Annotated in this window: 8 protein-coding genes; 3 read left to right on the forward strand and 5 right to left on the reverse strand. The window is 60.9% G+C overall.

Going from position 1 to position 11,918, the window contains the following annotated elements; all coding sequences use genetic code 11:
* The first annotated feature begins 60 nt into the window (after window positions 1-60).
* Window positions 61-1,488: a divergent polysaccharide deacetylase family protein gene (locus tag POI8812_RS08010; RefSeq protein WP_162844951.1), complete on the forward strand. Its 1,428-nt coding sequence runs from the start codon at window positions 61-63 to the stop codon at window positions 1,486-1,488.
* 79 nt (window positions 1,489-1,567) lie between these two features.
* Here POI8812_RS08010 and trpE read toward each other — a convergent pair whose 3' ends face one another.
* The 3 genes from trpE to POI8812_RS08025 all read right to left on the reverse strand — a co-directional run bounded on the left by trpE (window position 1,568) and on the right by POI8812_RS08025 (window position 6,202).
* Window positions 1,568-3,076 carry an anthranilate synthase component I gene (trpE, locus tag POI8812_RS08015; protein WP_108782516.1) on the reverse strand — a complete coding sequence of 503 codons (1,509 nt, stop codon included), beginning with the start codon at window positions 3,074-3,076 and terminating at the stop codon, window positions 1,568-1,570.
* Between the two features lie 6 nt (window positions 3,077-3,082).
* The gene (locus POI8812_RS08020) at window positions 3,083-4,933 is read right to left on the reverse strand and encodes a peptidylprolyl isomerase (protein ID WP_108782032.1); all 1,851 of its coding nucleotides are present in this window, start codon (window positions 4,931-4,933) and stop codon (window positions 3,083-3,085) included.
* Between the two features lie 96 nt (window positions 4,934-5,029).
* Window positions 5,030-6,202, reverse strand: coding sequence for an aminotransferase (locus POI8812_RS08025; RefSeq protein ID WP_108782033.1), 1,173 nt, complete (start codon window positions 6,200-6,202; stop codon window positions 5,030-5,032).
* A gap of 77 nt (window positions 6,203-6,279) precedes the next feature.
* Here POI8812_RS08025 and POI8812_RS08030 point away from each other — a divergent pair, with 77 nt between their 5' ends.
* Window positions 6,280-8,091, forward strand: a complete 1,812-nt coding sequence (locus POI8812_RS08030) for an ABC-F family ATP-binding cassette domain-containing protein (RefSeq protein ID WP_108782517.1) — start codon at window positions 6,280-6,282, stop codon at window positions 8,089-8,091.
* 273 nt (window positions 8,092-8,364) lie between these two features.
* Here the strand turns inward: POI8812_RS08030 and POI8812_RS17660 are convergent, their stop codons facing one another.
* Window positions 8,365-8,529: a hypothetical protein gene (locus POI8812_RS17660; RefSeq protein ID WP_162844952.1), complete on the reverse strand. Its 165-nt coding sequence runs from the start codon at window positions 8,527-8,529 to the stop codon at window positions 8,365-8,367.
* Between the two features lie 303 nt (window positions 8,530-8,832).
* Between POI8812_RS17660 and POI8812_RS08035 the strand changes: the two genes are divergently transcribed.
* The gene (locus POI8812_RS08035) at window positions 8,833-9,717 is read left to right on the forward strand and encodes an LAPAL motif-containing putative phage structural protein (RefSeq protein ID WP_108782034.1); all 885 of its coding nucleotides are present in this window, start codon (window positions 8,833-8,835) and stop codon (window positions 9,715-9,717) included.
* 175 nt (window positions 9,718-9,892) lie between these two features.
* Here the strand turns inward: POI8812_RS08035 and parE are convergent, their stop codons facing one another.
* The gene (parE, locus tag POI8812_RS08040) at window positions 9,893-11,854 is read right to left on the reverse strand and encodes a DNA topoisomerase IV subunit B (protein WP_245895311.1); all 1,962 of its coding nucleotides are present in this window, start codon (window positions 11,852-11,854) and stop codon (window positions 9,893-9,895) included.
* Between the last annotated feature and the right edge of the window lie 64 nt (window positions 11,855-11,918).

Here is an 11,918-nt window from a genome sequence, read left to right on the forward strand (position 1 = left end):
GGGTCAAGAGACCATCCGCACGCGCCTGTCCGTTGGGGCGGAATGGAAGGGGAAATTGATATGGCGCAGGGATCGGGCATCAGCTTCATCTCCGGTTTTGTGGGGGGCGGCCTTTTGAGCGGTCTGGTTCTGGGCGCTGTGTCCATTGCTGTTCCTCTGCCCGCGACCGAGCAGGTCGCGCGCGAAGATGTTGCAGCTGCCGCGCCAGACGCCGAACCGGAACAGGAAGAGGCCAGCAGCACTCCGCGTCTCGAAGTGACCGACAGGGATGTGACCGTCGCCCCCGCGCCTGAGACGACGACAGCCCGCCCGGCGGCAACCTCTGTTCCTACTGGCTTGAGCACGGCTCCGGCGGTCGATCCTGACCTGCCACAAACAGAGATCGCGCTCGCACCGGTCGAGGATGTGGATGAAGCGGTTGCCAACCGCTCTGGCGCGCCGCGACCTGCTGCCCCCACTGTCGACGATCCATTGCGCTCCGCAGCGCTGGAGACGCCGACCGGAACCGATTTGGGCGGCTTGAGTACCGACAATCCCGAACGTGTGCGCGCTCCGGTTCGGGAACCGACAAGCGGGCTGGGCGCGCCAGCGCCAACCGAACAGGCGACGGTCTCCCCCTCGCTTCCCGCCACGACCCCGAGTGTCGAGCCAACACGCCCGACGCCCGGTTTGATCACCGCCCGCGGCAGCGAGCTGATCCGTGGATCGATCCCCGATGTGGACAGCGCTGATCCACCGCCGGCGCCGTTCGAGTTGCCTGATGTCGCGCCAGCGGTTGAGGCTGTTCCCGATAGCCAGCGTCCGGTTCTGGTCAATGCCGCGCCATTTGAGGATGATCGCAGCCGTCCGCTTTTGGCCGTTGTTCTGATAGATGACGGCACTTCTGAAAATATCGCAGGCGCTTTGACGGCGGTCAGCCTGCCAGTCACCTTCGCGCTGGCGGCGGACCTTCCCAATGTGGAAGAGCGGGCCAATGCCTATCGTGCCAGCGGCTTTGAAGTTCTGGCGCTGATGCCGGACGATCTGGCAGAAGACCTTGAGACGCTGGAACTGGACGCCTTCAACCGCCGGATCGCCGGCGTGCTTGCCTCTGTTCCCGGCGCGGTCGGGCTGATGGATCGCGAGGGGGGCGTGCTCAGCGCCAATGCGGGTGTCGGGTCAGCTGCCGTCGATTACCTTGCGCTGTCGGGCCACGCTTTGCTGGTGCATCCCCGGATGGGTCTGACCCAGCTGGATCAGGTTGCGCGGTCTTCCGGCGTTCCATCCGTCGCCGTCGGACGTGATGTCAGCACAGCGGAGGGAGCGCTCGCCGTCGGCAGTACTCTGCGCCGCTCTGCCGTGGACGCACGCTCCAATGGCACGTCCGTGGTTGTCGGGTCCATCAACGACACCACGCTCTCGACGATCGTGACCTGGGCTTTGGCGACGGAAAACCGGACGGTTGCCCTCTCACCACTCACGGCGGTGCTGAACCGGGTCGGCCTCTGATCAAGACGCCAGAAAAACGAAAGGCGCGCTGCGATGTGCAGACGCGCCTCTTTTTATGGACATAGGTGGGGGGAGCGTCTCAGTTCCCGCGTCCGGTCATCCTGTAGGCATCCCGTGCTGCGGCCATCAGTGCACCAGCCTTGTTGACCGTCTCCTGATACTCAGCCTCTGGGTCGCTGTCGTAGACAACACCGCCACCCGCCTGAACATAAAGGGTTTCATCCTTCAGGACGGCTGTGCGTAGGGCGATGCAGATATCCATCTCGCCATCGGCTGAAAAATAGCCGACACCGCCGCCATAGACGCCGCGCTTTTCCTTCTCCAGCTCGTCAATGATCTCCATCGCCCGCACTTTCGGCGCGCCAGAAACTGTGCCTGCGGGAAGGCCTGCAAGCAGCGCGGAGAGCGCGTCATGCTCTTCGCTCAACTCGCCCTCGACATTCGAGACGATGTGCATCACGTGGCTATAGCGCTCAATGATGAATGTTTCGGTCGGTGTGACCGTGCCAATCTTGGCCACGCGGCCGACATCATTGCGGCCCAGATCTAGCAGCATCAGATGCTCGGCCCGCTCCTTTGGATCTGCGAGCAGGTCGAATTCGAGGGCCTTATCCTCCTCCATCGTAGCACCGCGCTTGCGGGTGCCCGCAATCGGTCGGATCGTCACCTTGCCATCGCGGGCCTGGACGAGGATTTCGGGGCTGGCCCCAATGACCTGAAAGCCGCCGAAATTGAAGAAGAACATATAAGGCGACGGATTCGTCCGACGCAGCGACCGGTAGAGCGCGAAGGGCGGCAGGTCGAAGGGCAGAGACCAACGCTGGGAGGGGACGACCTGAAAGATATCGCCTGCCTTGATATAGTCTTTGGCCTTTTCAACAATCCCGTCATATTCCGCGCGGGTGGTGTTCGAAACCGGCTCCGCCTGACCATCGGACGCGCCCGCGAGCGCTGTTTCCACCTTTGGGGAGCGGTCAAAATCGGCGACGGCATCCATCACCCGTTCGGCCGCCTGCGCATAGGCTGCGCGCGCGTTCAGACCACCTTCCGCCCAAACGGGGGACACGACGATGACTTCCCCCTTCACGGCATCCACGATTGCGATGACCGTCGGACGGATCATAACCGCATCGGGCAGGCCCAGCGGATCAGGGTTGATATTGGGCAGGTGTTCCACATGGCGCACCATGTCGTAACCCAGATACCCGAAAAGCCCCGCCGACATGGGGGGCATCCCCTCGGGCAGGTCAATGCGGCTTTCCTCTAACACGCTTCGCAGGCTGGTGAGGGGATCGGCGTCAACCGGGCTGAAACTGTCTGCATCGACACGGGCATCGCGGTTGATTTCAACCTCTGACCCGCGGCAGCGCCAGATCAGGTCAGGCTTCATTCCGATCACTGAATAGCGACCGCGATGCTCGCCACCCGTTACGGATTCGAGGATGAAGCTGTCCTTGCGCGCCCCGGCAAGCTTGAGCATCAGACCGACCGGCGTATCGAGGTCCGCAACCAGCCGCGTCCAGACGATCTGGTTCTTCCCCGCATCATGTGCCGCGGCGAAGTCTGCCATCGAGGGAAGGATGTTCATGGTCACTTACCGTGTGTTCTGGACGATATAGTCGATGAGCTGCTGATTGACGGTGAAGCCTTGCTCCTCGGCAATCGCGTTCGAGAAATAGCCAACCAGATCCTGTTGGTAATCGGCACCGACCTGCGCGTCCAAAATGGTCTGCAAATCGCGCCCCTCGTCGCTGTCGACGTCAAACTCGGTGATCGCGGTCAGCACGGCAATGACGGCGCCGGCTTCGTCATCCGCCTTGATCGGGCTGCCAATCTCCAGCTCGAACAAGGCGTCGCGGCTTTCTTCAGGCAAAAGGCCCGCTGTGCCATCGCGCGTAATCCCGTCATCGCTTTGCAGAACCAACCCATCCCGTTCTGCGAGGGCGGATAGGGTGATCCCTTCCTCAATCTCGGCGATCAGCGCATCGGCTTGCGTGCGGGCGATGGTCAGCGCCTCGCTGTCGCGCCAATCCTGCAACACCTCATCGCGAATATCGGCAAGGGCCGGCAGGGCAGGTGGGATGATCTCATCGACACGGACATGGAAGAATTCCAATGCATCCGTCTCTACCTGGTCCCGATCCTCGCCAAGCTCTGACGCGAAGGCCTCGTTGGCGAGCACGGCAGGCCGGTCGCTCAGCGTCAAGGTTGCAGTCTCAAGCTCGTAAGAGGTTTCGGCGGCGATATCTTCCGGCTGCGCACCACCCGCGATCAGAATTTCCGCATTGGTGGCCTCGTCCAGCACAAGTTGCTGCGCCTCGGCCAACGCCTCTGCGGCGCGAAGCTCCTCTCGCACATCCTCGAACCCTTGCGACAGGGCGGGCAGGATCGCGTTCACGGTGTAGATTGCGGGGCCAAGGTCGGTGTCAAACGGACCGACTGTGCCGGGACCGTCGAGTGCGAACACCGCGTCGCGGGCGCTGCTGGGCAGTTCGGATTGTTCCGTCAGGCCAAGCGAGATGTCATTCTGGGACAGGCCCCGCTCTTCGGCCAGACCGACCAATGTGATCTCGCCCGCGTCAATCCGCGCCTTTGCCTCTTCGGCCAGTTCGGGCGTTCCGAACGAGAGTCGGTCGAGAATGCGCCGCTCTGGCGTCTGATAGTCCTCGATATTGTCTTCGAACAGGCCACGCAGGAAATCGTCCTCATAATCCAGCGTATCTGCAATCATCGCAGGCGAGAGGGTCGCATAGGTGACGACGCGTTGCTCGTCGGTCTCGAACCGTTCTGCGAAAGCCTCAAGATGCTGCTCCAGCACGGCATCACCCGGGTCATCGAGTGCAAGCGGATCAGCTGGGACGATCACCCAGTCAATGCTCCGCTCTTCACCCAGATAACGCATCGTGGTGTGGGCATAGGTCGGTGGAAGCTGCGCGCCAGAGGTGAGCGCCGCGCTCAACGTACCGACCGTGATCTGGTCGCGCATTAGCGCCTCATAGCTTGCAGGCGTCAATCCACGCTGGCCCAGGAAGAATTCGTAGGCGGCGATATCCACTTCGCCATCAGCGTTGCGCAGACCGGGGGTCGACGCAATCTCGCGCGCGACCACGTTGTCTGGCATCGACAGGCCGAGGCGTGAGGCCTCATCCTCAAGCGCCGCAGTCCGCAGCAGCTCTGACGTGATCTGACGATCCACGCCTTGCGACTGCACCAGCAGCGGGTCGAGGCGAACGCCGAACTGTTGCTGAATGGTGCCGAGGCGGTTCTGAAGCGCGACGGAATATTCCTGCGCGGTCACCTCGGCGTCACCAACCCGGGCGACGCGGTTCGACGAACCGCCCTGCAAAAGATCGGTAAAGCCAAACGCACCCAATCCAATGATCAGCAGGATGATGATGATCCAGCCAAATATCCCGGATTTCTTGGATCGCATCGAAGACAGCATCACTCAGGTTCCCTTTGGCATCGCCGCTTGCATCCTCGCAAGGTCGAGCGAAGTGTTACGGGAGGGGTGGGGCGAGTGCAAGACACCCGGCGCAGGCTAGAGCGCCGCAAGCCTCCGCCCCATTTCGGCCAGCCCATCTGCATCGGCATTCGCAAAGGCAATTCTGACCGTTCTGCCACCAAACGGGTCGCCCTCTGGCACGAACATAGTGCCCGGCAAGATCAGCAAGGATTGCTCTAGCACCAGCCGCTGGGCAAGCGTATCTGACGGTTCGTCGAAAGGGTGGCGAAGGTATCCGAAATAGGCGCCAGACCCCAAACGCTCCCATCCCTCAAGCGCGTCTGTAACTTCTTCCAGCGCCTTGCGGCGGCGCAGGTTCTCTGCCCGTTCTCCGGCCACCCAGTCGCCCAGATGTTGCAACCCGAACAGGGCCGCACGCTGCCCGATCTGATTGGGGCAGATGGTCATCGTGTCGAGGACTTTCTCAACTTCGGCCATGCGGCGCGCACCAGTGATGAGGGCGCCAATCCTGTGGCCGGTCAGCCGAAATACCTTTGAAAAGGAGTAGAGATGGATCAGCGTGCCCTGCCAATCAGGGCACGCAAACAGGTTGTGGGGCGCACCAGACCGGCTGTCAAAGTCGCGATAGGTCTCATCAACGATCAGGCCTAGACCGCCGCTTTGGCAAAGCTCAAAGAAAGCGTCCAATACGCCGTCGGGATATTCCTTGCCCGTCGGGTTGTTGGGCGTCACCAGAACGATTGCGCGCGTTCTGTCATCCATCAACGCAGCCGCACGAGAAGGATCAGGGAGAAGATCGTCGCCACAGGGCAGTGGGCGAAGCTCGATCCCCATCATGTGCAGCCACATCGCGTGGTTGAAGTAATAAGGCGTCGGAACGATGACGTTATCACCGGCCTGGGCAAGCGTTGCGATAGCCGCGCAAAACGCCTGATTGCAGCCGGAAGTGACGGCAACTTGTGCGGCTTCGATCTCTCCGCCATAGGCTCGCGACCACCGCGCGGCAATTTCCGCCCTCAAATCAGGTTGCCCCAAGACTGGCCCGTAAATATGCGCGGACGGATCACCGATAGCCTCCCCCATCGCCTCTCGCAGCGGTGCGGGCGGCGGGTCGACCGGCGCGGCCTGGCTGAGGTTCACCAATGGGCGTTCAGGCGGGAAAGTAACGCCTTCAAGCCAGCGACGGGCCGCCATGACAGGCGGGGCGAATGTGGCGGCGAGGGCGGGATTGATTGGTGCATCGGTCATGGCTCAGACCGTGCCGTGTCCGCTGCGCGCGTGCAAGTGGACTTGACCCGCGCGGCGCAACACCGCAGATGGGCGCCATGGCACAACCACCGATCCTGACCCTCTCCGACATCGCGCTGACCTTCGGCGGCGATCCCCTGTTCACCGGTGCGGAACTGACCGTGCACCATGGCGATCGCATCTGCCTTGTCGGGCGGAATGGTTCGGGTAAATCAACGCTGATGAAGATCATGGCGGGCATGGTCGAACCTGACGGCGGGACCCGGTTCCTGCGTCCGGGTGAGACGGTCGCCTACATGGATCAGGATCCGGATTTCAGCGGCTTTGCGACCCTTGGTGCCTTTGCCTCTGCCGGTCTGGAACCTGGCAGCGAATGGCGGGTTGAGGCGGTGGCCGAGGGACTGAAACTTGCCATGGATCAGGATCCGGCGGCGGCCAGCGGGGGGGAGCGGCGCCGCGCCGCACTGGCCCGATTGCTCGCGGCTGAACCGCAGCTGATGCTGCTCGATGAGCCGACGAACCACCTCGACATCGAGGCGATTGCCTGGCTAGAAGATCATTTGAAATCAACGCGCTCTGCCTTTGTGTTGATCTCTCACGACAGGGCATTTCTGCGGGAGCTTACCCGCGCGACGCTTTGGGTGGATCGGGGCGTTGTGCGCAGGCTCGACAAAGGATTTGAGGCGTTTGAAGATTGGCGCGACAAGACCTTCGAGGAAGAAGATCTCGCCCGCCACAAGCTTAACCGCCTGATCAAGGAAGAGGCGCGATGGGCCGTCGAGGGTATCTCCGCCCGGCGCAAACGGAACCAGGGCCGCGTGCGGCGTCTGGGGGAGTTGCGCGACCAGCGCGCCAGCCAGATCAAGCGCAAGGGTACGGCGGCGATGGCCTTTGAAGGCGGCCAGAAATCGGGTCGTCTTGTCGTTGAGGCAACGGACATATCGAAGAGATATGAAGATAAGGTTATCGCTAAGGACTTTTCGATCCGCGTGATGCGGGGGGAGCGCATCGCCCTCGTGGGGCCGAACGGCGCAGGAAAAACCACACTTCTCAAAATGTTGACCGGAGAGGTTGAGCCTGACAGCGGAACGGTTCGGATCGGGCAAAACCTATTGCCGATTGTTCTTGATCAGAATCGCGCGGCTTTGGACCCGGAAAAATCGCTTTGGACCTCGCTGACGGAGGATCCTGAGTTGGGGGTTTCGGGCAAGAATGATCAGGTGATGGTGCGCGGCACGCCCCGCCATGTCGTTGGTTATCTTAAAGATTTTCTGTTCGATGATGCTCAGGTGCGCTCTCCGGTGCGGGCTTTGAGCGGGGGGGAGAAGGCGAGGCTGCTTTTGGCGCGTCTGATGGCGCGGGAGAGCAATTTGCTGATCCTTGATGAGCCGACCAATGACCTCGATGTTGAAACGCTCGATCTGTTGCAGGAACTGGTAAGTGACTATGATGGAACGGTTATTCTGGTCAGCCACGACCGAGATTTCCTTGACCGGGTCGCCACCACGACGGTGATGATGGAGGGGGACGGGCGCGTTCAGGCCTATGCGGGCGGCTGGTCTGACATGCTGGTCCAGCGCGGTGCACAACCCGTGCACAATGCGTACACAAACCGTGCACCGAAAAGTCAGACAAAGTCCGCGCCGAAACCCGCGTCGGAGGCGGCGAAACCGGCGGAGGCCAAGGCCAATCCGGTGAAGCTTACAGCCCTTGAGGCGGAGATGGAGAAGCTGACGGCGGAGATCGGCAAGCTCGAAACATTCCTCGCCGATCCTAACCTGTTCACGACCGCGCCGCAGAAATTCGAGAAGGCGAGCGCGGGTCTGCTGGAACGGCAGGAGCGGCTGGCCGCCGTCGAGGAAGAGTGGCTGGAGTTGAGCGAAGGTTGACGGTCAATCCGGTGGAACGATCAGGCCTGTGCCCGACCTTTGGTGGGCGTTCGTCCACTCAGAAGGATGCGCTTTATCTATCAATCCAGAATTCCGGCACCGCTGCGTGCGCTACCGATAAAGCGCCCTGCCGGGGGGAGGTCGGGCGCTGCCCGGATGCTGGTCGCATCCGGCAGTTATGGTGCACACGTCCCGGACTTGATCCGGGATCTCGATCTCCATTGGCGCGGCACCTGAAATTGGCTGAGGTCCCGGCGCGAGGCCGGGAAGGGCTCAATTGAACAGGAATTGCACTTGCGTATGACGGCCCTCGACCGGGCGGTCGGCGGTGAGCGTAAGGCCGTCATAGGTGCAGGAGAGGCGCGGGATCACCGGCGCGCCGTTCGCGTCGAGCGGTACGGTCAACTCTGCCGGTGTGGCAAATGTGAAGCTCTCCACCCCGACCGTCGCATGACAGAACGCGCCGGGCGCAATGCCCTGAGAGCGGGAGCGCGCAATGACGGAGATCGTCTGATCTGTCCCTACTGCAGTGTCGGTTGAGAGAAGGCCGCCCGGTGTGGCGCAGGTGGTGAGGGCAAAGGGCGGGGCGAGAAAGATACGTCTGGGGTGTGCTCTGGTTTGCGGGCAGAAATTGAAGTCGAATGGGGGAGATCAAATATTGAAAATTCTTTGACATCCGGAAAATAGATTTAATGATGTTCGGATTCCTCTATTCTATTTCTACCCAAAGGAAACGCGAGCATGACAGTTATTGATCTACGCAAGGTTCGCGATCCAGACGAATTTGTATTACGCCTTTCTGGCGATTTTCATTCTGTAGAGGCGAGTGATATTTCGCGCCTGATCGCGAGCTTCGCAGACGCGTACCGTGAACTTGGAAAACAGGTTCAGTGGGATGACTTTGAAGTCCATGTCGTTGGGTTTGAGGCTGGCAGCTTCAAAACGGTTTTCCGTAGGATAGACTCGGAAATTCGATCGCTTTTCACCGACGTGCCCAGGCAAGTTGTTGTAACGGTTCTAGCTGCCCTCCTTCTTAATTTTCTAAGGGATCCTGGCTTTGAGCTAACAGAATTTCAGGATCACGTTGTCTTCCAGCGTGGTGACGAACAGTACATTTTTGATAGGGCCGATTTCGAGGCTGCCGAGTCGCTAGAACAGCCTGAGAAAGTTGGAAAGCCTCTAGCGCGGTTTTTCCGGCGTCTTTTTGATATGCCCGACGTGATCGGCCTATCGGTCGAAGACCGCAATGAAAACTTACCATACCCATACATTTACGTACCAAGAGTAGATTTTGCACGAGTGGCTGAACAGGCGGAATTAGAGGAAGATCGTCGTGAAGAAAGGGTAATTCGGGAAGAACGTATTCCTATTCAGATTGTGAAGGCGGTGTTCAATGATCCAACCCGCAAATGGGATTTCATAATTGCGGGAAGAAAAGAATCCTGCCGCATAACCGACAAAGACTTCTACAGAGACACTCTGGCGCGCAAATACGTTTTTGGGCGTGGAGACGTGCTCCTTGTAGACTTAGTTGTTTTTCAAAGACTAGACGCTGAGCATGGTGTTTGGATGAATGAGGCATTTGAGGTCGAGAAGGTTCACGAGCTCGTTCCTGGCGGAAGCTAAATCTTTCACAGGTTAGAGGGATGCCCCCGCCCGGCATCGCCGGGCAGCGCCCGACCCTCCCCACGGGAGGGCGCTTCGCACCCACCCAGGGTCAGGCGCTGCCCTCTGTTTCGAGTTGGAATGGCGGCAGCGTTTGCTGCTGCGGAGGGACGCTTGGCCGCAACTTTACGCCCCCTCAAACATCCACATCCTCCACGAAACGTGCGTTCTCCTGAATGTACTGGAAGCGCAGCTCAGGCTTCTTGCCCATCAGGCGCTCGACCAGACCGCCGGTCTCTCCCGGGGCGTCCTCGTCCACCGTCACCTTGATGAGCGTCCGTTTGGACGGGTCCATCGTGGTTTCCTTGAGGTCCTTGGCGTCCATCTCCCCCAGACCCTTGAAGCGGGAGATGTCGACTTTGCCACGACCACCGAGGCCTTTCTCAAGCAGGGCGTCTTTTTCCGCGTCGTCGCGCGCGTAGACGCTGATCGCGCCTTGTTTCAGGCGATAGAGCGGCGGGGCGGCAAGGTAGAGGTGGCCGCCGTCGATCAGCGGGCGCATCTGCGAGAAGAAGAAGGTCATCAGGAGCGCCGCGATGTGGGAGCCGTCCACATCCGCATCCGTCATGATGATGACCTTCTCATAGCGCAGATCGTCGAGGCGGAATTTGGTGCCCATGCCGGTGCCGAGCGCTTGGGTCAGGTCGCTGATCTCTTGGTTCGTAGCGAGTTTCGCGCTGGCTGCGCCCATCACGTTGAGGATCTTGCCGCGCAAGGGCAGGAGGGCTTGTGTCTTGCGGTTTCGGGCCATCTTGGCCGAGCCGCCCGCGCTGTCGCCCTCAACGAGAAACAGTTCGGTGCCGTCGCGGGTATTGGTAGAGCAATCGACCAGCTTTCCGGGCAGGCGCAGCTTTTTCGTGGCGGACTTGCGGGCGGTCTCTTTCTCTTGCCGGCGGCGCAGGCGTTCCTCGGCCTTGAGCACGAGATAGTCGAGGATGGCTCCGGCGGATTTCGGGTCGGCGGCGAGCCAGGTGTCGAAGCGGTCGCGGATGGCGGTCTCCACCAGTCGCTGCGCTTCGGTGGTCGCAAGGCGGTCCTTGGTCTGGCCGACGAATTCCGGCTCTGCGATGAAGACGGAGATGAGGGAGGACGCGCCCGCCATCACGTCGTCGCGGGTGATCTGGGCGGCTTTTTTGTTGTTGGCAAGCTCGCCGTAGGCCTTGATGCCCTTGGTGAGCGCCGCCCAGAAGCCCGCCACATGCGTCCCGCCCTCGGGCGTGGGGACCGTGTTACAGTAGCTCGACATGAAGGCGTCGCGGGCAGGCGTCCAGTGGATCGCCCATTCGACGGAGCCGGGGGTGTTGAACCGCTCGGTAAAATCGACTTTGCCTGCAAAGGGTTGCTCGGCATAGGTGACCGCGCCTTCAAGGATTTCCTTGAGGTAGTCGGCAAGGCCGCCGGGGAATTTGAACGTTGCCTCGGCGGGCACGCCGTCCGCCTCAATCGCCGTCTTCCAGCGGATTTCAACGCCGGAGAAGAGGTAGGCTTTCGAGCGCACCATCTTGAGCAGGCGCGCCGGTTTGAAGCGGGCGGACGCGCCAAAAATCTCTGCATCCGCGTGGAAGGTGACGGAGGTGCCGCGGCGATTGGGGGCCTGTCCGACCTTCTCCACCGGGCCTTGCGGCAAGCCGCGGGAGAATTCCTGGGCGAAGAGTTCCTTGTTACGCGCGACCTCCACCCGGACATGGTCTGAGAGCGCGTTGACCACCGAGATGCCGACGCCGTGCAAACCGCCGGAGGTCTGGTAGGCTTTGCCGGAGAATTTGCCGCCAGCGTGGAGCGTGCACAGGATCACCTCCAGCGCGGATTTATCGGGGTGCTTTGGGTGCGGATCGATGGGGATGCCGCGTCCATTGTCCCGGATGGTGATGGAATAATCGGCGTGAAGCTCCACCTCGATCCGGGTCGCGTGGCCTGCGACGGCCTCATCCATCGAGTTGTCGAGCACTTCGGCAACGAGGTGGTGCAGCGCCCGCTCATCAGTGCCGCCAATATACATGCCGGGGCGCTTGCGCACGGGTTCAAGACCCTCCAACACCTCAATGGAAGAGGCGTCATAGGATTGTGATGCGTCGTCTTGAAAGAGATCGTTGGGCAAAGCGATTGTCCGGGTATAGTGGTGGCTGAGCTGCATTAGACCAGATGTGGCGGCGCGGGGCCAG

Source organism: Pontivivens insulae (assembly GCF_900302495.1).
Lineage (GTDB): Bacteria > Pseudomonadota > Alphaproteobacteria > Rhodobacterales > Rhodobacteraceae > Pontivivens > Pontivivens insulae.